The organism is Enterococcus sp. DIV1368b, from assembly GCF_050529595.1.
GTDB classification, from domain to species: domain Bacteria; phylum Bacillota; class Bacilli; order Lactobacillales; family Enterococcaceae; genus Enterococcus_B; species Enterococcus_B mundtii.
Window position 1 is genome coordinate 2,432,011 of sequence record NZ_CP172883.1, and the last position, 21,482, is coordinate 2,453,492.

The following is a 21,482-nucleotide window of genomic DNA, read 5'->3' on the forward strand; positions in this document are numbered from 1 at the left end:
ATACCATGTTTAAAGTAAAAATAGTTTAGACTTATTTTAATAATGTTTTATATTTTTTATTATGTGGAGAAAATATGCGTATTATTTTTTCATCAAGGATAAAAGACAACTTGAGTTTCTTCAATGCCTTGCTATTACAAATCATAGGTACGTATTTTATGTAATGGGCCTGAGACACTAGTCATCTTATGCCCTTTAAAATCGAATAAACGGTGTTCCAGAAGCTGACCTTCAACAATAAGTTAGACAATTGTAAAATATGAATAACTATTTTTCAATTTTTTCTTACTGTTCAGGTCAAGACGCTTCTATCACAGCCTCAATTTAATCATATGTTAGAATATCCCTTTGATCCATTTACTATTGTTGTAAACTTGTTTTCAGATCTCTTACTCCTGATAAAGTCAACAAGACAAGGAAACTGATTAAATAAATTCCACTCAGAAATAGAATAACAGCCGTCAAACTATAATGGTCCATTAGAAAGCCGATCACGATCGATGAAAAACCGCCTACTGCTCGTCCTAGGTTCATGATAAAGTTATTCGCTGTCGCACGGATCTCTGTTGGATACAAACTACTGATGATCGCTCCATAACCACCATATATTCCGTTGATGAAGTAACCTACGACTACTGCTGCCGCAACTAAACTCCATTGACTGTGTGCAAGTACGAGTAAAAAGACAGACAAAGAGGAGCAAATCAGAAACAAGCCAAATGCGAGGGTTGGACCAACTTTATCCATGATGATCCCAAACGTCATCATCCCTAATGACATCCCTAAAATCGTGCTGATCATCCATAAAGAGGACCCCGATACTGATAGACCTAATTGTGCCTGCATGATTGAAGGCAACCAATTCATCAATCCGAAGTAGCCGGCAATCTGTACAGTAACCATCAGACTAAGACCAGTCGTTTGCCATGCCATGTGTTTCGTTTGGAACAAATGACTAAGCTTTGTCTTTTTCCCAGTTTCTTTTGTTTCTTCAAATGCCTCTGGTTCTTTTAGCCCTCTTCGAATAAATAAAACCATCAAGACCGGCAAGACACCGATGACGTAAAGCATTTTCCAGCCAAACAAAGGAATGATCACCGCTGCTAAGATGGCTGCCAAAGCTGCACCAACTTGTGCGCCGATTGCAGCGACAGAAGATGCACGCCCGATTTGTTTCTTTGAAAAGCTTTCAGAAATCAAAGACATACATGCGCCGTATTCCCCACCAGCGCCGATTCCTGCGATAAAACGAAACAGATAAACAAGATAAATATTCGATGCAAAATACATGAGTAAAGAAGCAATTGAGAACAAAATGACTGTTTGCGAAAATACTTTGACTCTCCCATATTTATCCGCCATCAATCCAAAAAAAATACCTCCAACGAGCATCCCTAAATTAGTGATTGTTGCAATCAACCCTGCTTGCGTTCCACTAATATTAAAAGTTGCGATCATTGAAGATAATGAAAACGCTAAAAACATAATATCCATATTTTCTAAAGCAATACCCGCCGATGTTGATAATAATACCTTTCGTTGATACTTCGTCATTTTTCTTCCCCTTTTCTTTAAATCACCCTAAATTGTTAAAATCATATCCAAAATCCAAGAAAAAATCAAGAACTTTTTCAGTATATGCGAAAAAATTTTGATCCTTCTTTTGTAAACGAATGATTTTTCCAATGGAAGGTGCTGTGAATAGAGCCCTTTCTCTTTACACTCATGAAAGCGGATGCTATATTTCTTGGTAGAAATGGCTTACTATTGTTTTCAGAATGGAGTTTTTGACAAATGGACAAACAAGAATTTTTAGAACAAATCAGTCATGGATTGATCGTTTCTTGCCAAGCATTACCTGACGAAGTTTTTTATTCAGAAGATGGTGGCTTGATGCCTTATTTTGCACTAGCTGCAAAGAAAGCTGGCGCAGTCGGTATTCGGGCAAATTCAGTCAGAGATATTTTAGAGATCAAAGAAAAAGTTGATTTACCGATGATTGGTATCATCAAACGGGATTATCCCCCTGAAAAACCGTTTATCACTGCAACCATGAAAGAAGTGGATGAATTAGTCGCCACTGGCGTCGAAGTGATTGCACTTGATTGTACCCTGCGTAAACGACACGATGGCTTATCGATCAGCGCATTCATTGAACAAATCAAAACGAAATATCCTAATCAATTATTTATGGCAGATATTGCGACCTTTGAAGAAGGAATCAATGCTTATAAAGCCGGGATCGATTTTGTTGGGACGACATTAAGCGGCTATACCGAAGAAAGTGAAGAAACAGAAGGGCCTGATGTGCAGTTGATCAAACGACTTCTTGAAGCCGATGTATGTGTGATTGCAGAAGGAAAGATCCACACACCCCAACAAGCGAAAGAAATCCAAGCGTTAGGTGTAGCTGGTATCGTGGTTGGTGGCGCCATTACCCGCCCACAAGAAATCACTCAACGATTTGTTGCTGCGTTAGATTGACAACACTTGAAAACAAAAAACCACTGTCTTTAAGTAACGGTTCACGCTGATCGGGAGTGGGACATTCGTTCACCTCCCCCACCTATAACCGAATAAACGGCGGGAACAGAAGTAACCTCTTATTATTGAAGTGTCCCTTCTTGAACTTCGTTTATTCCATTTTAGACAATAATGGCGTACTAAATACTTTTTACCTACACAAAAAACGGTCTTTCAACACGTGCAAGGATGATCGCACGAATGGAAAGACCGTCTTTTTCAGCCGGGGGGCTAAATAAAATATAGGATAAAAAAGAAAATAATGTTTAGTTTGCTTTCATCTGTGCATCGAGTAATAACTCGTCAGGAAATTCACGTACATCAGCCATGGCACACTCGCCAAAATAATCTGGTCCGTTTTTCCCTTTAAAATCAGATCCTCCAAAACAGTGGATATTGAAACGATCAACTAATTCCTGTACTTTTCGTTGATCTTTCAAACTATGTTCTGGATGATATTTTTCGATACCATCAATACCAAACGAAGCCAGCTCCGGGATCAACTCGAAACTGTCGAGCTTTCCTGGGTGGGCAACGACGGACATCCCGCCACCGAGCTTGATTGCTTGGATCACTTCGTAGACATTGATCATTTCTGTCTCTTCTTGACCAAAATCATTATATTTGAATAATTTACGGTAAAGATGTCCATCAATCGATGTATCATATCCTGCTTTGATCAACGCAGACATGATGTGTTGTTTGTAAAGAGCGGTCGCCTGTTTCGCAAACTGTCTCACCTGCTCTTCTTTGATACGAAATCCTTCAGTTTGGATACGTCTCAACTGACGTAAGGTATTTCTTGTTCGCGCCGCACGCAACGGTTCACATAACTGTTCGATATACTGATAATTCAGTAGATTATACCCTAAGATATGTACCTGTTGCCGGCGTTTGAAATCATAAGCGGTCACTTCGATGCCTTCAATAAAATTGATTGGGGAAGGAGCGAAGACCTGTCTTATATGAGCTAATCCCGCCGAGGTATCTTGATCTACGACGGACAGGATATTCATGTGATGCTTCAATGCTAATTTGAGTAGTTCTTCTGGTGAACTGCTGCCATCTGAAAAGTAACTATGGACATGCAAATCTGCTTTCACTTGACGTTCTCCTCTCCTTTGTTCCAGTCAATTTCATCTCAATCAAGCGTGAATGATATATTTTTTTCGTAGTCTGATCGCCACGACTTCTAAGATCGCAACTACAGCTAAAATCATATACACTAATACGCCGATCTCATGAAAATCAAAATAAAAACTACTTGTCATCGCAAGTTGGAACCCTAAACCACCCGCTCCTGCGGCGGCACCTACGGCAATCGCATTGGTAAAGTTGATCTCAAAACGGATGAACAACCAAGAAAGCAAAGAGGTCATACAAGAAGGTAAAATTGCTTGGAACACCACCTGCCACCAACTTGCCCCACACGCACGCAATGCTTCGATCACACCAGAATCGATTTCTTCAATACTCTCAGAAAAGACCTTTGTGAGGTAAGCAATCGTGTGAAAAGACATGCCAATGATCGCCGCATTCGCACCCAATCCAATCAAGATCGAGAAAATCATGACCCACAAGATCGTTGGAACCGCACGGATGAATGACATTACTGTTCGGATCGCATTTGATATGCCCGACTGGCTGATATTCCTTGCTGTAAACAATGCCATCAAGAAAGCTGTCACTCCACCGAGCAATGTGGTGATCACTGCTAAACCTATAGTCATACCTAATGCTTGAAGCAATGCTTCAAAGGGAAAACGTCCTGAGAGTCTTGGCTGGAGAAAAATCCGTTGCAAGTCTGTAAAAAATTGTCGCGTCGCATCCAGCAAGACGACCTCTCCATAATTCATCGTGAATAAGGTGTAGATCGATATACTAGTCAGTAGCGTAAACAAGACCCAAGGGACGATCCGATAGGTTTTCCACACGCGAATCCGGATTTTCTTTTTAGCATTTCGTCTGATTTTTGTCGGTTGGGCTAAGACGGTTTCTGTCACCGCTAATTCAAGTTCACTTTGTCGTTGGGCCATATCAATGAATCATCCTCCTAATTTTATTGGACGAAAGTTCCAGTGCGATCACGATGATGACGATCGTCAAGATGACCATTCCTGCCATATCGTAGCGAAATTTCTTATAATAGAGGTCAAACAGAAAACCAATCCCCGTTCCGGTCAATATGCCGACTAATGTTGCATCACGGATGTTGTTTTCGATCATGAACAATATCCAACTGATCAGCTGACCAAAGACCATCGGTAAGACGCCTTGAAAAATGATCGCAAAGTAAGAAGCACCAGTCGCCGTCATCGCTTCTGTGATACTTCCTGCCACTTCATCGATCGTTTCCATAAACGAGCGCGTCAAGTAACCGTACGTTGTAAAGGTGATGGCTAAATAACCAGTAAATTCATTTTGTTTGAAACTCAACAGTAGGACCATTGCCCAAACCACAATCGGGATATTTCTAAAAAAACTAGCAAAGACCCGCGCCACTGTTTTTGTTCCCTTATTCAGGCCAGTTGTCTCTGAACCAATGATTGCCGTAATCAATGAAAATACTGTGGCAGTCATCGTTGCTGTGATCGACAACAAAACCGTCTCAAGTAATTTAGATAAGATCAATGGCAAAGATTGGATCGAATTTTCCGTTGGGATAAAATTGGTGAACAACCAGAAAAAACTTTGGGGAATCGCCGCAATAGCTGCACCAAATTGAAAGCCAACAAATTGTGAAAAGGCAATGTACACGACAACAAAGCTAAAGAGTGTCACAAATAAAAACTGCTTCTTTTTACGAAAGAGATCTTGATTCAGTGTTTTATCCATCCAAGCCCTCCCTATACTAACAATTCATCAGACTGATAAATCTGATTGATTTGATTTGTTGTCAGTTCATCTGGGTTTCCAGAGAACACGACATTGCCACTATTCACGCCAATGATCCGATCGGAATAATCGATCGCAACTTCTACTTGGTGAAGATTCACTAGACAAGCAATATCTAATTCTTTCGTCACTTGCCGTAAATAATCCATAACGACTTTTGAAGATTTGGGGTCTAAGGAGGCGATCGGCTCATCACATAAGATCAACGCAGGACGTTGCATCAATGCTCGGGCAATCCCGACACGTTGTTTTTGTCCACCACTCAATTCATCACAACGTGTGTAAGCAAACTCTGATAATCCGACTTTTTCTAGCAAATCGAAGGCTTCCTGTTTTTCCTCTTCATTGTAGACACCAATCGAGCCTTTCACAGCAGACTTGTATCCAAGTCTACCGTGAAGGACATTTTCAACAGCTGTGAGGCGACTGACTAAATTATAATGCTGGAAAATCATACCGATTCTTCTTCTTTTTAAGCGTAAAGGCTTCTTCTTTAGACGTTGCATGTCCTCATCTTCAAAGAGAACAACCCCTTCATTCGCAGAAATCAACTGATTGATACAACGCAAAATCGTGGATTTTCCTGCACCTGATGGTCCGATGATCGAAACAAATTCTCCTTTTTCTAGTTGAAAGGAAATGTCCTTTAACGCTTGTTTCCCGTTACTATAGGTTTTTGAAATCGAGTCTACTTGTAATAGCATGGCTCGTCCTTTCTACTTCTTAGCGAAGTGGGTCATAGAAACTATCAGTGACTTCAACGAATTGTTCATCCGCTTCTTTCTGATATAGACCCACAGATTCTGAGTCTTTTGGTGAAAAGATCGCTTCATTATTCGTCACTTCTTCACTCATCATGGCTTGAGTGATTTTATCGACTGTTTCTTCATCCAGATTATCTCTGTTGACAACAAATGGTCCATTTAACACTGGGATCGAATGGATCACACGTACTTTTTCGCCTCTTACTGTATCAAATGGTGCCTCTGCATCTGCTTTTACTTGGTAAACGACACCCGCTTTATTTTCTTCACCTTCCACGACATCAAAATATTGAGCCATGTTCATAAATGCCGCTACGTCTGCATCGCCTTTAAGTAAGTTCACCGCAGAACCTTGGTGAGAACCTCCGAAAAGTACTTTATTGAAGAAGTCACCATCAATGATCAATTCATCCGAACTACCAAGTCCAAATTGGTCAACGATTGCTTGACTCGGTACTCTAAACCCAGAAGTGGAAGAATTAGAGACAAAGGAAAACGTTTTGCCTTCAATCGGTTCCAACGTATAGCCATCACCCTCTTGATACTCCGCTGTATCTTCTTCATTGACGACAATAAAACTGTAATAAACAGCATCTTCCAGAGTGCCACTTGCACCCGAATTTGTTAAAATCGCTTGAACATTTTCATTTTTGCGATTGGCTTCAATATAGCCATCTGGTCCCATATACGCTAAATCTACTTGTCCGTTCGCAATCGATTCGATCACGATATTATAATCTGTACTAATGACGATCTCGACATCTCTACCTGTTGCTTCCGATACGATCGTTTGGATCTCATTTCTTGATTGTTCAAATTCACTTGCTGATTCATTGGGATAAAAAGCAATCTTGATTGGTTCGGCAGAATTCTGGCTTTCGCCATCTGCTTGAGCATTGGAATTACACCCAGCTAATAAAAATAAACCGGTCATGAAAAACATCGCACTAATAACTTTCAATCGTCTTTTATTCCAAAACATGTGTGGTAAACTCCCTTGTTTTTTATTTGGTACATCTTTCATTTTATGGACTCAATGTAAATTTCTAATGGACTTCACGATAGGAGTAGATGAAGATTGTAAATCATTTGTAAAACAAGATCTCTTTTCTTTGATCATCCGACACCTTGGTATACCTGCGTTTTTTTTTGAAATAAATAAAACCTTCAAGAAATCCTCTTAACAAATTCATCCAATATTTACAAAAAAACGCAAAAAATAAAGGATGACTCGGTTGATTTGTTTCATCACCGAGTCGCCCTTTTCTATCTTTTATCTTTCATATTCATGGTTTTAGGTAGTTGGTCTAGTTGATTTTGCTTAATTTGATTCTAACAATAAACGGATAAATGTGATGGTAATACTTGGATCGTTACTGGAAGTTTTGTCCCTTCATCCCCATCGATATTTGTTGCTAGTTCTTCTTCGTCTACTAAAGAAATCACTAACTTCTCTGCTGTCTGATACGCAAGATTCTCCGTCGTCGCATCGACTCCTTTGATCAAATCAGGTACTGCTTTTAAGGTATCAAAAAATGAGCGGTCTTTTAAATATACAAAATGAAGCTTGCCATCATTGATTTCTGCTTCTGGCAAGAGTGTTTCAAAACCACCGACCGAGTTCGTCAAACCGATCAACAGGGTACTACTTTCGATTTCTTCCTCTACGCCATCAGCTTCCACATGGAACGTATAGGATTGGGTATTTGTCAGTTGTTTGAAGCCAGAAATAAAATAAGCCATCTTTCCTAGTTTGGTTTTCTTTTCAGGATCAACGTCATTGATCGCTTCTGGAATCGTTCCAATGGCAACGACGTTCATAAAGTATTGATCATTGATTTTCCCGATATCTAACGGTTTCGTGTGTTCGATCGAGAATTGTTGGATGGCTTCCTCTGGATCAATCGGCATATTCAACGCTCGTGCTAGATCATTCACCGTTCCTAAAGGGAAGAAGCCAAAATTTGGACGATGCGCTTGTTCTGCCAAGCCGCTGATAGCTTCATTCACCGTACCATCACCGCCCATCGCAAAGACACTATCGATTTTTTCCAGCGCCCCTTCACGAGCAAAATTCGTCGCATCGCCACTTTTTTCAGTGTGCAAAACTTGGACTTCATCAAAAAGGGGACGCAATTTATTTTCTGCCATTTCTTCATATTCTTTTGCTTTTTCTCCTCCAGAACTAGGGTTAACGATCAACAACGCTTTTTTCATCCGATTTCTTCCTTTCTAGTTTGTTCTTTCTCTTACAATAACATAAAACAAGAAAATTCTAAGGAATGATGCTATGGGGAAAAGCAACAAAAAAGCGATAAACTCTGAATCAACAGAATTTACCACTTCACTTTTCAGATCATTCATTCGAAAAAAATACTGCCACTTCAAACGTGCCACTTGACTCATTAAACCAAAACCATTCAGAAGCACCGGTTATTCGGCTTTAGTACATTCTTGACCTTCTTCCCTGCTCTCATGTAACGATATTTGAAATAAAAAATAAACACTCACTTAGATTGATTATCACACATATCTTTTTTTGCTACTTGAGCGCATGAAATTTGATCATCCTTAAAACCAAATAACCGGTACTTCCGAAATACTTTGTTTATTGCGATTGCCAATCTGCTGGATAAGTGACATAGATGAAGCGTGCTTCCCCAGTTACTGAGAACTGGATACTCGTACTTTTCGGGATCAAAATCAGCTCGCCAGCTTTCGCAGAGACTTTGCGTCCATCGATCAATACATCTAACTGACCAGAAATCACATAATCGATTTCATCATATTCTAACGTCCAATCAAAAGTCGTATCGGTCATTTCCATAATGCCGCAACCCAGACGTGGGCTTTCTTGTAATGAAAAAAGATCTTTTGTATATACACGGTCAGCAGGGTTTCCTGTATCAAGGCGATCTTCCTCAGAAACAGTCATTTCTGCTAGTCTAATGGAAGCAACACCACTAGGATCGACCTGTTTTGCCGGCATCAATTTTTCCATCACTAATTGTCGTACTAAGTTTTCGATCATTTGACGATCTAATTCTGCCATTTTCGCCACGCTCCTATTCTACGATCGTTTGCTCTTGTTTCGTTGTTGTTTGCTCACTTACGATTACTTCTTTTTCTTTTCCTAATAAACGATTCGCCATGAATACTGCAACAAAGATCGCAGTGATCCCACCAACAATCTTTCCAACCATCATTGGGAAAATCATTTCTTTTGCCACGCCCGCAGTAAAGCCTAAGTGATCACCTAAAATAAATGAGGCAGATACTGCAAATGCCACGTTGATGATTTTCCCACGACGGTCCATGTCTTTTAACATTTGGAACATTGGGATATTGTTTGCTAATGTAGCCACCATGCCGGCAGCTGCAATTTCATTCATACCTAAAACTTTTCCTAATTTCATCAAAGGTTTGTTAAACACTCGTGTGATGACTGCCACTAAACAGAATGCGCCAGCCAATGTCAACGCAATATCACCCACTACTTCGATACCTTCTGTCACCGGAGCAATTCCTGGAATCAATGTGATGTCAACTAATTGTTGGATCGCACCAATGACCAAGCCAGCAATTGCAACGATCACTACACCTTTACCAAAGACATTGAATCCTTTGATCATTCCTTGTGGCGCTAACCATAGACCTACAATGATCAAAGCGGCAACGATCACGATCGGCAATAAGTTTGGTAAAATCATACTCATTGGCATGCCAGCAACTAAGCCACCTGCTAACAAACCTAATGGAATCGTAATGATTCCGCTCAGCACACCTGTTGCTAAGTATTGTTGATCTTCTTTTTCAATGATTCCTAAAGCAACAGGGATCGTGAACACTAAAGTTGGTCCCATCATTGCGCCTAAGATCGCACCGGCAAACAAGCCAGCTTGTGGGTCATGCGCCATTTGTTGTGCTAAGGCGAAGCCACCCATATCGTTGGCTAACAAAGTCGTCGCAAACATCGAAGGATCTGCTCCTAAGAATTCATATACAGGTACAACGATTGGGCTAAGAACTGTTGCAAGAACAGGTGCTAATGTGATGATCCCGACCATTGATAAGGCTAATGAACCCATCGCCATCAAACCTTCTTCAAATTGTTCCCCTAATCCTAATTTATTCCCGATACATTTATCGATCCCGCCGATAACCATAAAAAGAACCATGATATACATAATGATTTCATTGATACTCATCGTAAAACTCCTTTATTCTTCAATTGAATCAATCACACCGACAATCATTGCATCAATAGGTGTATCTGGATCACCAGCTGAAATTCTGGCTGCTTGTCCTTTGCTGATCAATACCTTGTCACCGACACCGGCACCGGCATTGTCTGCTGCGACAATAAACCCGATTTTCGTTTCTTTCTCATCTAATACATCGACCATCAGTAATTTCCAACCATTTAGTTTTTCATCTTTTCTGGTCGACCATAGACTTCCAGTCACTTTCCCTAATAACATCTGTGATCCCTCCTCATTTGAATAAACGATTTCTTAGCGCATATTCCTCAGCTAAAGGTGTCAACCGTTCCTGATTCATTAGATCTATTCCATTCGTTTGTTGTAGTCGCTGGATCAATTGCTTCTCTGTGACATACTTTCGTTTTGGCAACTCTTTTGCTAACACCTTTTTTCGGCAAGCCGTTAAAAATGAGTCATAGCTTGCATTTTCTTCCTCGAAAAAATACATCCCATAACGTTGACATTGCTCGGATAGCTCACTGACCTTCTTTTTGAGGTGATATTTCATTTGGCTCGAATGGTTCGCTGTCTCTGTTTGCAGAACCAAGACAGGCTTTCCTGCGAACAAAAAAGAAAGGATACTCGCCGTTTTTTGATCAGTCGTTAGCAACTGAGCAATCGCGGCCAATTGAGGAAAACTGACATGTTGGACGACTAAGCCATCGCTTTTCGTTGGATCTTGCGTTTCTATCCAATCGACCATCGATCGTTCAGCAAATAACGTTTTAGGATAACTTGCTTTTTCGTCCATCCATGCTAACTGATAGTCAGCTGTGGGCAATCGGTTCATCAGCATTTCTGTGACTTGCTGAATGACCTTTACCTTCACGAAATCCCCTCCCTATTTACAAATGTAACCACGATCTCCTTTGTTCAAGCCGCAAGCATTTGCTTCATCGTAATCAATGTGCATATACGTCGCAAAATCTGGACTGACACGGACAACCACATCATCAAAGATCAGCGGACGACTTGCTTCCACACGTACTTTTACCGTTTGGCCATTCACTACTTGGTTTTTGTTTGCATCTTCTGGTGTCATATGGATATGGCGCTTTGCCACGATCAAGCCTTTATCTAATTGAACAGCTGACTCACCGTTCATTAAGATAACGCCTGGTGTTCCTTCGGTTTTGCCACTTTCTCTGACAGGCACGCGACTGCCTAAAATACGTGTATCCGTCATGGATACTTCAACTTGTGACTCCGCTCGTTCTGGGCCTAAAATGACCACATTTTGGAATAAGCCTTTGGGACCTGCGACAGTGATCCGCTCTTTACAGACATACTGACCGGGTTGAGACAATTCTTTGACTTTGGTCAATTGGTATCCTGGACCAAATAATGCGTCGATATCTTTGCGACTCAAATGCATGTGTCTTCCTGAAGCTTCTACTTCGAAAGAATGTTGTTGTGACTGGATACGTTGTACCACTTCATTGATAATTTCATTTAAATGATCCAATCGGTTCATCTCCTACTCATTTTTCGGCAGTTGAATCATACGTTGCAATTCTTCTGCCCATAACATAAAAATAGCTAAATCTGTCGGAAATTCTTCTAACAATTGACTGATTTTCTCTATTTGATACTCGATCTCATTGATTGAATAGCGTAAGGTTCTTTTTTGCAAGGAGGAACGATACATCATTCCTAAAAGTCGTTTTGGATGAGTTGAGCGCTTTTTCCCATCCAATCGACTAAAGCTTGCTAACCAATCTTGCTGATATTCTAAATACAACCAACCTTCGGCATAAATATCGTTTTCTTCCAATAAATGAAAGAAGAGTAGATTTTTCAGTTTTTTTATTTCTAAGCCAATTTTTCGTCGCACACTAGGCATCAACGATTCTTGTTCAAACATCGGTTGCTTAGGTTTCTCCATTGGAGAAGAAACGAGTTTTTCTCGCATAAGCGGAATATGATGCTCACGTAAATAGCTGGAGGCTGCGGGAGTCAAAAGACAATCCTTTGGCACAATGAAAGTGATTCCTGTTTGTATTTCTTTCTTCCGAAACATGTGCCGTAACTGGTCTTCTGTAATCACACCCATTTAACGCTCTCCTTTCTCCAATGGATTATTTCCAAGCATTGATCTCGTCTTGGAAACAAGCCAAATGAGCCAAAAATATAAGGAGTATTTTCGGTTCATTTGGCTCTTGTTTCATTTTAGATGTCTATAACGATGATTATTCAGCCACTTTTGGTAAAATCGCATCTACTTCAGTATGTGGGCGTGGGATCACGTGTACAGATAATAATTCGCCAACGCGCTCAGCTGCTGCCGCACCTGCATCTGTTGCTGCTTTTACAGCCCCAACATCACCACGAACCATGATTGTTACTAAGCCGCCACCTACTTGTTCTTTGCCGATCAATGTTACGTTTGCTGCTTTCACCATTGCATCTGCTGCTTCAACAGCACCTACTAATCCACGAGTTTCGATCATTCCTAAAGCGTTTGTACTTGACATTATAATTTCCTCCTATTGTGTGTGTTTTCAATTAATATATATTACATATTATTGTAATCGAGCTAATACTTGGGCAACGAGTGTATCGATCAACTCATCTTTATTGCCCTCTTGGTTGTTTGTTTCTTGGACTGGCATTTGAGCGCCAGCGCCAAATTCTTGACGGATGTCCGCTAGATCAGTGATACCGTAAGCGACACGACGAACATTGAATAGGTTTTCTACTCCGATATTGTCAGATGTAGAACTTCCACCAACGGCGCCACAGCCTAGTGTCAAAGCTGGTACTAAGCCAGTTGAAGCGCCGATTCCTCCTAATGAACCTGCGGTGTTGATCAACAGACGAGAAACTGGTTTTCTTAAGCCGAATTCACGGACGACTTCTTTGTTTTCAGTATGGATACACATCGTGTGTCCTGCACCTTCACCTTTTAAGATCTCAACAGATAGATCACAAGCTTCTTGCCAGTTTTCTACCGTGTAAAAAGCAATGATCGGTGCTAATTTTTCTCTTGAGAATGGATACTTGATCCCAACGTTGCTTTCTTCTGCCACGATCAGACGACGATCAAATGGAATATTCAAGCCAACTAATGAAGCGATATGACGAACCGAACGTCCCACGATTTGTGGGTTCATCGTGCCGTTAGGTCGTAAGATAAAGCGAGATAATTTATCTGCTTCGTCTGGACTCAAGAAGTAAGCACCTTGTTTGATCAATTCAGCTTTGACTGCTTCACGATTGACTTTTTCTACGATGATGGACTGTTCAGATGCACAGATCGTTCCGTTATCAAATGTTTTAGAATCCATGATCCGTTTCACCGCCATTGGGATCAATGCGCTACGTTCAATATATGCTGGACCATTTCCTGGACCTACGCCGATCGCCGGTGTTCCTGAAGAATACGCCGCTTTGACCATCGCATTGCCACCAGTGGCTAAGATCAAGTTCGTATCTTTGTGGGTCATCAATTCTTTTGTTGCTTGCATCGTTGGTGTCGTGATCACTGACACACTCTCTTTTGGTCCCCCCGCAGATTCAATCGCTGAACGAATGATCTCAACGGTCGCTTGGATCGATTGTAAGGCGTTTGGATGTGGGGAGAAGACGATACTATTCGCAGCTTTCAATGCGATCAAGGCTTTGTAGATCACTGTTGAAGTTGGGTTTGTCGATGGGATCAATCCAGCAACCACACCAACAGGTACGGCAATCTCCGTTACCTTTTTCTGTGGGTCTTCATTGATGACGCCCACTGTTTTCGTATGTTTGAATTCTTCATAAACGATTTTTGAAGCAAAAGCATTTTTGATGATTTTGTCTTCATAGATGCCGAAGCCAGTTTCTTCATTCGCCATTTTTGCTAGACGTTCACGTTGTGAAAATGTAGCGTCTGAAACGGCTTTGACGATTTGATCAATCTGCGTTTGCGAAAATGTTTCTAACACTTGTTGTGCCTTCTTTGCAGCTGCGATCAAATCTCGAGTTTCTTGAATCGAGCGTAAATCTTTATCCACGATGGGTCACTCCTTTAATTTCTGCCATGATCGCCTCTACTAATGCTTGTTTGCTTGCAGATTTGATTTCTGATGGTTTTAATTGTTTCACATTCAATTTGTAAGCTTCTTTTCGTAACTCAGCCACACGTTTTGCTTGTAGCTCTGCCCGACGATCGTTTGTTTCACTGATCTGCATGGCTTCAACCTTCGTTTCGACTTTGGTCGGCTCGGCTGGTTCTTCTAAACGATCAGGTGTTACTTCAGTGACACGTTCTTCTGTTTTCGGTTGTTGAAAAAGGATGTGCGTCTGTTCATCCACCCGTGAAATCACATGATGTGAAATCAGACAGTTCAATGCCTTCGCTACGACTACCCCTGCATCGACTGCTGCATTCACAGCAGCAACATCACCAATTAGTTGGACAGTAGTTAGTCCACCTTTGATGATCTCCGCATTCAACAAGGTCACATCTGCGGATTTTAACGCAGCATCGCTGACACTGACAGCGCCTAAAAATCCGCGAACTTCAATCATTCCAATCGCATTCATTCGTGACACTCCCTTAGTAACTCAACGGATTTTCTGCGATCCGTTGAACGACTTGTTCAAAAGCAGTACAAGCTGCTTTACATGCTGATTGACTACCCGTTAAAAGCGCCCCACCAAAGTTTGTTTCAGATGGTGGTCCAAAGAAACTGCAGATCTCAACATCCGCTGCTTTCAGTGCTGCATCTAGTGCAACCATCGCTTCTAAAGGTGGCGCGATCAAGTAAGCAATTGCTTCGCCTTCACGAATGTTGGCTTCTTTTGATAAGTACCTTCCAGAACGAGAAACCACATGGGCAAAGTACACGATGCTGTCATCGTCATTTGCACTGATAAAGCTTGCTTCTTGTTCAATGACTTGTGTCACGACAGATAGTCCACTGGTGATCTCAGCCGGACTTGGCCCAGCGATGATCCCGATCACTTCACCTGCTAGTTTCGTAGAGGCATTCGCCGCTCCTGCATACATACTTTTCGCATAAACAACTTCTACTTCCGCCGCCTTTGTTGCTTCATCTAAAGCCACATAAGTCACATCATCACAATCTGATGTCACGATACCTAATGAGCGCATCCCTGGTGTCAAACCCAATTGCTCTGCTAACGCAGCATCTACATTAGGAATGACTTGAACACTCAAGACGTTTGCGCCTAAACGGTCATTTTTCATTGATGATTCTCCTCCTATTCGGCTTCTTTCAATTCAATCCCAGATTTTTTCTTATCTAGCATTTTTTTGATCAATTCAGCGATATATGCACCGGCTTCAACCGCTGGTGTCCCACCCTTATGGATGTTTGAGATCACTGTACGACGAGCTTCCGGCATTCCGACAGTCGGACGGTAAGCAACATACGCACTCATCGATTCTGCTGTTACAAGTCCAGGACGTTCACCAACTAATAAACAAACGACTTCTGCATCAGTGATCTCGCCGATTTGATCCATTGATGGTACACGACAATATTTGACGAATACGACTTGATCAAAATCTAGGCCATACATTTTCAACCCTTGTTTGATTGCTGGTAGTACTTCTTTGATATTTGCTCCGATAGCCGCAGAACTTAATCCATCCCCAACAACGATCTGCACTTTGGCTTTTGCTGTCGTTTGTTGTTTGATTTTTGTGCTATTTTCTTCATCAAATTGACGACCAAAATCTGGACGAGTCAAGTATTCGTCTTTTGTTTTACAAATCGTTTGCGTCGAGATGAAGCCCATTTCCTCAATCAATTGTGGATCAACATCAGAGAATACGGCATCTTGTGCTGCTGCATGGTCCGCACGGAAACGTAAGGTAGAATCAGTCATATAGCGAGTGCCTGTACGTCCCACTCCAATACGAGCAGGTGTAAATGCCTTCATGCGCAAGTATCCTGTTTCATCTTTTGCATCTTTGACCAAAAGCTGTTTACGTAGATCTACCTCTGTGATGTCGTCGATCATGCCTTCTTCTACTACTGGCATGGTTGTTGTCATCGTATTGGTTGTTGTGGCTGGTGTTTTTGGTAGTTCTGTTGATTGTTCTGTTGGTTTTTCACCGGCTACCATCTCACTTAGCATGGAAGTGATCATTTCTTTCAATTGTTGTTCGTTCATTTTTTTCTTGCACCCCACTTATTTGATAAATACTGAAGCATCGCCGGCTAAGCTTGTTAATTTTCCATTTTCCATCAAGCCCATTTTCTCCATCCAACCTTCAAATTCTTTGATTGGACGTAAACCGAACAAATCACGGACGGTCGCTGTTTCATGGAAACCTGTCGTTTGATAGTTCAACATCACATCATCCCCATGAGGAATACCCATGATATACGTACAACCAGCTGATGTTAGTAACACAGCTAAGTTTTCCATATCGTTTTGATCTGCTTTCATGTGGTTTGTATAACATACGTCACAACCCATTGATAAACCTGTTAGTTTACCCATGAAGTGATCTTCTAAACCTGCACGAATGACTTGTTTTGAATCATACAAGTATTCTGGTCCAATAAAACCGACAACAGTATTCACAAGGAATGGATCAAATTTCTTCGCTAAGCCATAGCAACGTGCTTCCATCGTTACTTGGTCTGCACCAAAATGAGCTTCAGATGATAACTCAGAACCTTGACCAGTTTCAAAATACATCACGTTCGGTCCAGCTGCTTGACCACTGCTCAATGCTAATGCTTGCGCTTCAGCTAACATGTCCGCATTCAAACCAAATGCAGTGTTTCCTTTTTCTGATCCAGCAATGGATTGGAAAACTAAACCAGTCGGTGCGCCTTGACGCATGGCTTCCATCTGGGTCGTCACGTGAGCCAAGACACAGGTTTGTGTTGGGATCTCCCATTCGCTGCGAAATTCTTCAAATTTATCTAAACAACGTTTCACGCTTTCTGTCGAATCATCCACTGGATTCAATCCGATCAGTGCATCGCCAGCCCCGTATGATAACCCTTCCATCACAGAAGCCATGATCCCGTCTACGTCATCTGTTGGGTGATTGGGTTGTAGACGATTGGAGAAAGTACCTGCGCGACCGATTGTTGTGTTGGCTGTTTTTTCAATGTGGATTTTTTTTGCGCCCACGATCAAGTCCATATTCGACATCAATTTGCAGACTGCCGCAATCATTTCTGCAGTCAATCCACGAGAAATATATTTGATTTCAAAATCTCCTGTTTTATCTGAAAGGATATATTCTCTTAATTCGGCAACTGTCCAATGTTTGATCATGCCGAAAATACGCATGTTGACTTGGTCGATAATGATACGTGTGACTTCATCTTCCTCATAATCAACCACTGGATGGTTGAATAAATCGTTTAAAGTCAGATGAGATAACACGACTTTCGCTGCTACTCGTTCTTCCGCAGAAGTTGCTGCCACACCCGCTAATTTATCTCCTGATTTTTCTTCATTTGCTTTAGCCAATACTTCTTTGACTGAAGAAAACTGATAGGTTTTGCCAAATAATTTTGTTTTTAAAATCATTTTTCTTGTCGCTCCCTTAATTAAATACTAATGTTTTGACAACTACTGGTAACACTGCACCTTCGGCGACAGGTTGACCAATATCGATGTAATCCCCATTTTCTACTTTGACGGAATCAATGCAGATGAACGGATAATCCCCCGGTAAATACGCATGTAAGGCATGACCTAATGCTTTTGCCATGTCTTCGTCCACCATGATGACGAGTGGGATATTTTCAGTGATCAAGGCAGATAACCCTCGAACGATACCTTCCGCATATCGTTGGACATCCGCAAACGTCGGGTTCACGATCCCCTTCATCGCTAAAGCGATTTGTGGTGTTTCTTCCAACCGATGCCAAGCCAGCTTTTCATTGATGCGCTCACTCATTGCTTCAGCAGGCAAGGACTCATCTTCTTGGGAAACTTTCAAGATCGGAATATTTTTGATTGGCAGGATCTGCTCATGATAAGCGATCGTACTGCCGCTAATATCAGCAGTATGGGAACCTGCCCCGACCACCGTTGCCCGAATCGTTTCGTTACTTTGTAAGACTTCTTTTTCCGCGAAAATTTGCGATTTTCGTAAAGCCGTACCTAATAACAGACCGATATCCCCATACTTGAACATATCTGTCACTTCTTCGATCAAGCAATCCGCTACACCACCAGAAAAAGTGACGATTGGTAGTTCGCCATCTAGCCGTAACCCTCGGTTCGTAATGAATAACTCATAAAATGGACTTCGTTTTCCGATCCCCACGCTATTCGCCAAAACTTTTACTAACTCATCAATCACTGGTTGGATGGCGGGAACAGAAGCTTTTGTTCCAACTTTTAACGGCAATCTCAACTGCTCGATCATTTCTGTGATCTTTGGTGAAATATACGAAATAATCCCTGCTTGATCGACCTTGATCAGTCGACCGCCGATATCAAAACATGCGGTATCATTGATTTCCCCATCAGTGAAGACGACTAAGTTACTCGTGCCACCGCCGATATCGATGTTGACGACCGAAGCATGACGCTTTGTCGAATACTCTTGCGCGCCTGCCCCTTTTCCGGCAATGATACTTTCAAGATCTGGGCCAGCTGTCGCGACCACGAAATCCCCAGCAAAACCACTCAACGCTTGTAATACTTTGCTCGCATTGGCTTTACGAGCTGTTTCACCGGTGATGATCACCGCACCCATTTGGATTTGTTGCTTCTTGATTCCTGCTTGTTGATATTGTCGGGAAACAAACGCTTTGATTGCTTCATCATCAATCATTGTCTGATTGATCAAAGGAGTGAAGATGATTTCACTACGGTAGATCACTTCCTTATCTGAGATCGTAATCCGCGGAACGGAAAACGCAGAGGCGAAATTTTCGATCGTCAACTCCGACAAAACAAGCTGGGTCGTTGAAGTACCTAAATCGATCCCTACAGTAAGAATTTTTTCTTTTGCCATCTTTTTTCTCCTTTCTACAAACAAAAAATGCTTAAAGACAGCCTAGAATTTCTTCTACGCATCTTTAAGCATCGTTGCTTTTTCACCGAACAACATCTTTGGTGTTCTGTTCAAAATAGAAACAAGTTTTTGTTCCTTTATTGGATGATTCAATTTTCACTTTCCCTTTTAGCTTATCTTTGATATAGCTATTCACGATCATCAAACCTAAACTGGTCTCTTTGTTTCGGTTGACATCATAGCCATTGCCGTCATCTGTAACAGTGATCGTAATGACTTTATTTTCGATTTCTCCTCTGACTTCAACTATGCCATGTTGATCTGCCTCAAAGGCATGGTCAAAGATATTTTGGAGTAACTCGTTGACGACTAAGGAAATGGAAACCATTTGGTCGCTAGAAACAGTGATCGTCGGATCAACCGTTAGAGTCAAGCGGACTTTCTCCGGATTGAAAATATGCCGGAAATTGTACATCACTGCTTCAAGCATTTGACGCAAGGAAACATTATCTTCCACTTGCTTCGACAATAATTCATGTGTCATCGCGATTGCCATGATCCGGTTCACACTTTCTTTTAGTACTTTACTAGCCTCTTTGCTAGTGGTACGGCGTGCTTGGATCCTCAATAATGAAACGACGGACTGTAAATTATTTTTGACACGGTGATGGATCTCGCGGATCGCCACCGATTTTGAGACGATTTCATCTTCTTTCTTTTTCACTTCTGTATTATCTTGAATAATCATTGCTACTCTCGATCCTGCATCAATCCAAACTTTTCGAATATTAAAGTAATAATTTAAATACGCGGTCTCTAATTCGATCAACCGATTTTCGGTCTGATCGTTCATCTGATAAAGAACATATTCGAACGTTGTATAATCAAGGGAGAGATTGTCATAGTGTAAATCATTGATCATTTCGCGATAGCCTAGTTTTCGGTATAATTCTTTGGCCCGATGATTCGCTAAGACCAGATTTCCTGTGGTCGTATCAAAAATCAAGACCGCTTCGGCTAGCTGGTCCATGATCAAAGGATCGAATGTGGATTCGACCGCTATTGTCCCTTGCTCGTTTGACTGTAGTTCTTGTCGTTCAACTACCCCAATCGGTTGCTCGACTCCCTCTTCTACGATGATCACACCGATCGTTCTTTGTTCATTGCGAATCGGAAAAATGTTTTGCTTGATCAAGCGATTTTCTTGCGTGACTGCTAACAACCCAATGCTATTCAAGCTTGTTTCCATCGTCCGTAAGACGCCAGGTTCATTTTTTAGTAACGCTTCTTTTCCGACAACTTCATATTTATATAATGAGGGGATATGTTTTGGCTTCTTATGATAGACAACTAATGCTTCTTTGGTCATTTCATTAAAGACATCGATGAACACATCTGCCATCTCATAATGCTTAGACTCTGCTAAATAAGCACTCGTCCGACAAAGCTCTTGGATATCTGACTGGGTTAGGTTGGTATAACGCTGACATAATGTATTGATTCGTTCCATTATTCATCATCCATAATAATCAATTCTGCGATGTCACTCATCCGTGCGCGTTTGTTCATACTTAATGTACGTAACATCTGGTAAGCTTCTTCTTCAGAAATATTATTTTCTTTTGCTAAGATCCCTTTTGCCTTCTCCACAACTTTTCGTTCTTCCAGTTTCAACTGTAGTTTGTCGATCTGCTGCAGCAAGTTTTGGGTTTCTTTCCCTCTGGCGATCCCCATTTCAATGGTTGGGATCAATGATTTTGCATCTAATGGTTTTACCAGGTAACCGATTGCTCCTAATTTCTTCGCTTTCTCCGTATTCTCATGATCACTGTAAGCAGAAAGAAACACGATACTCCCTGCTAACTGATCTTGGATGATTTTTTTACCGGACTTTAGACCATCTAAAATCGGCATTTGGATATCCATCAATACGAGATCCGGCTTAGTCTCTTTACAAACTTCGATTGCTTCAAATCCATCTGCGGCTTCCCCAACAACTTCATAACCAGCTTCCAGTAGAATATCTCGAGTGTCCAATCGTGTGATTGGTTCATCGTCTACTATCACAATTCTGCCCTTCATATTCAA

Annotated in this window: 23 protein-coding genes; 1 reads left to right on the plus strand and 22 read right to left on the minus strand. The window is 41.4% G+C overall.

Annotation, left to right across the window (positions count from 1 at the left end):
- Positions 1-360 precede the first annotated feature (360 nt).
- Entirely contained in the window at positions 361-1,554 is a 1,194-nt protein-coding gene (locus tag IGJ19_RS11175) for an MFS transporter (RefSeq protein ID WP_430604023.1), read from the minus strand.
- A 240-nt stretch (positions 1,555-1,794) separates the two neighbouring features.
- Between IGJ19_RS11175 and IGJ19_RS11180 the strand changes: the two genes are divergently transcribed.
- Positions 1,795-2,484 carry an N-acetylmannosamine-6-phosphate 2-epimerase gene (locus IGJ19_RS11180; protein ID WP_086335040.1) on the plus strand — a complete coding sequence of 230 codons (690 nt, stop codon included), beginning with the start codon at positions 1,795-1,797 and terminating at the stop codon, positions 2,482-2,484.
- A 305-nt stretch (positions 2,485-2,789) separates the two neighbouring features.
- Here the strand turns inward: IGJ19_RS11180 and IGJ19_RS11185 are convergent, their stop codons facing one another.
- The 21 genes from IGJ19_RS11185 to IGJ19_RS11285 form a co-directional block, all read right to left on the minus strand.
- Complete coding sequence (locus tag IGJ19_RS11185) at positions 2,790-3,626, minus strand: PHP domain-containing protein (protein ID WP_086335041.1); 837 nt, start codon at positions 3,624-3,626, stop codon at positions 2,790-2,792.
- A 42-nt stretch (positions 3,627-3,668) separates the two neighbouring features.
- Positions 3,669-4,559 (minus strand): PhnE/PtxC family ABC transporter permease, encoded by an 891-nt coding sequence (locus IGJ19_RS11190; RefSeq protein ID WP_430604025.1) that lies wholly within the window; start codon positions 4,557-4,559, stop codon positions 3,669-3,671.
- 1 nt (position 4,560) lies between these two features.
- A complete protein-coding gene (locus IGJ19_RS11195; RefSeq protein ID WP_161642100.1) occupies positions 4,561-5,358 on the minus strand; it encodes an ABC transporter permease subunit in 798 nt (265 codons plus the stop codon).
- Between the two features lie 11 nt (positions 5,359-5,369).
- Entirely contained in the window at positions 5,370-6,122 is a 753-nt protein-coding gene (gene phnC / locus IGJ19_RS11200; RefSeq protein WP_071867204.1) for a phosphonate ABC transporter ATP-binding protein, read from the minus strand.
- Positions 6,123-6,141: 19 nt separating this feature from the next.
- Complete coding sequence (locus IGJ19_RS11205; protein ID WP_071867229.1) at positions 6,142-7,164, minus strand: phosphate/phosphite/phosphonate ABC transporter substrate-binding protein; 1,023 nt, start codon at positions 7,162-7,164, stop codon at positions 6,142-6,144.
- 350 nt (positions 7,165-7,514) lie between these two features.
- Positions 7,515-8,399, minus strand: a complete 885-nt coding sequence (locus IGJ19_RS11210) for a diacylglycerol/lipid kinase family protein (protein ID WP_086335045.1) — start codon at positions 8,397-8,399, stop codon at positions 7,515-7,517.
- A 391-nt stretch (positions 8,400-8,790) separates the two neighbouring features.
- Positions 8,791-9,234 carry a cupin domain-containing protein gene (locus IGJ19_RS11215; protein WP_010734683.1) on the minus strand — a complete coding sequence of 148 codons (444 nt, stop codon included), beginning with the start codon at positions 9,232-9,234 and terminating at the stop codon, positions 8,791-8,793.
- 13 nt (positions 9,235-9,247) lie between these two features.
- On the minus strand, positions 9,248-10,390 hold the full coding sequence (gene eutH, locus IGJ19_RS11220; protein ID WP_142433112.1) for an ethanolamine utilization protein EutH: 1,143 nt from the start codon (positions 10,388-10,390) through the stop codon (positions 9,248-9,250).
- A 12-nt stretch (positions 10,391-10,402) separates the two neighbouring features.
- Entirely contained in the window at positions 10,403-10,663 is a 261-nt protein-coding gene (locus IGJ19_RS11225; RefSeq protein WP_071867208.1) for a EutN/CcmL family microcompartment protein, read from the minus strand.
- A 13-nt stretch (positions 10,664-10,676) separates the two neighbouring features.
- A complete protein-coding gene (locus IGJ19_RS11230; RefSeq protein WP_430604030.1) occupies positions 10,677-11,273 on the minus strand; it encodes a hypothetical protein in 597 nt (198 codons plus the stop codon).
- A 12-nt stretch (positions 11,274-11,285) separates the two neighbouring features.
- On the minus strand, positions 11,286-11,918 hold the full coding sequence (eutD, locus tag IGJ19_RS11235; protein ID WP_430604031.1) for an ethanolamine utilization phosphate acetyltransferase EutD: 633 nt from the start codon (positions 11,916-11,918) through the stop codon (positions 11,286-11,288).
- A 3-nt stretch (positions 11,919-11,921) separates the two neighbouring features.
- Positions 11,922-12,497 (minus strand): hypothetical protein, encoded by a 576-nt coding sequence (locus tag IGJ19_RS11240; protein WP_086335048.1) that lies wholly within the window; start codon positions 12,495-12,497, stop codon positions 11,922-11,924.
- Between the two features lie 136 nt (positions 12,498-12,633).
- Complete coding sequence (locus tag IGJ19_RS11245; RefSeq protein ID WP_010734677.1) at positions 12,634-12,918, minus strand: BMC domain-containing protein; 285 nt, start codon at positions 12,916-12,918, stop codon at positions 12,634-12,636.
- 48 nt (positions 12,919-12,966) lie between these two features.
- Complete coding sequence (locus tag IGJ19_RS11250) at positions 12,967-14,442, minus strand: acetaldehyde dehydrogenase (acetylating) (protein ID WP_086335049.1); 1,476 nt, start codon at positions 14,440-14,442, stop codon at positions 12,967-12,969.
- The gene (locus IGJ19_RS11255; RefSeq protein WP_430604033.1) at positions 14,432-14,971 is read right to left on the minus strand and encodes a BMC domain-containing protein; all 540 of its coding nucleotides are present in this window, start codon (positions 14,969-14,971) and stop codon (positions 14,432-14,434) included. Before IGJ19_RS11255 ends, IGJ19_RS11250 begins: the two co-directional genes overlap by 11 nt.
- A gap of 13 nt (positions 14,972-14,984) precedes the next feature.
- The gene (gene eutL, locus IGJ19_RS11260; protein WP_071867214.1) at positions 14,985-15,638 is read right to left on the minus strand and encodes an ethanolamine utilization microcompartment protein EutL; all 654 of its coding nucleotides are present in this window, start codon (positions 15,636-15,638) and stop codon (positions 14,985-14,987) included.
- Between the two features lie 14 nt (positions 15,639-15,652).
- Positions 15,653-16,570, minus strand: coding sequence for an ethanolamine ammonia-lyase subunit EutC (gene eutC, locus IGJ19_RS11265; protein WP_074799826.1), 918 nt, complete (start codon positions 16,568-16,570; stop codon positions 15,653-15,655).
- A gap of 18 nt (positions 16,571-16,588) precedes the next feature.
- Positions 16,589-17,953: an ethanolamine ammonia-lyase subunit EutB gene (locus tag IGJ19_RS11270; RefSeq protein ID WP_086335052.1), complete on the minus strand. Its 1,365-nt coding sequence runs from the start codon at positions 17,951-17,953 to the stop codon at positions 16,589-16,591.
- A 16-nt stretch (positions 17,954-17,969) separates the two neighbouring features.
- The gene (gene eutA, locus IGJ19_RS11275; protein WP_430604036.1) at positions 17,970-19,394 is read right to left on the minus strand and encodes an ethanolamine ammonia-lyase reactivating factor EutA; all 1,425 of its coding nucleotides are present in this window, start codon (positions 19,392-19,394) and stop codon (positions 17,970-17,972) included.
- An 82-nt stretch (positions 19,395-19,476) separates the two neighbouring features.
- On the minus strand, positions 19,477-20,904 hold the full coding sequence (locus IGJ19_RS11280) for a sensor histidine kinase (protein ID WP_115358152.1): 1,428 nt from the start codon (positions 20,902-20,904) through the stop codon (positions 19,477-19,479).
- A complete protein-coding gene (locus IGJ19_RS11285) occupies positions 20,904-21,476 on the minus strand; it encodes an ANTAR domain-containing response regulator (RefSeq protein ID WP_071867230.1) in 573 nt (190 codons plus the stop codon). Before IGJ19_RS11285 ends, IGJ19_RS11280 begins: the two co-directional genes overlap by 1 nt.
- Between the last annotated feature and the right edge of the window lie 6 nt (positions 21,477-21,482).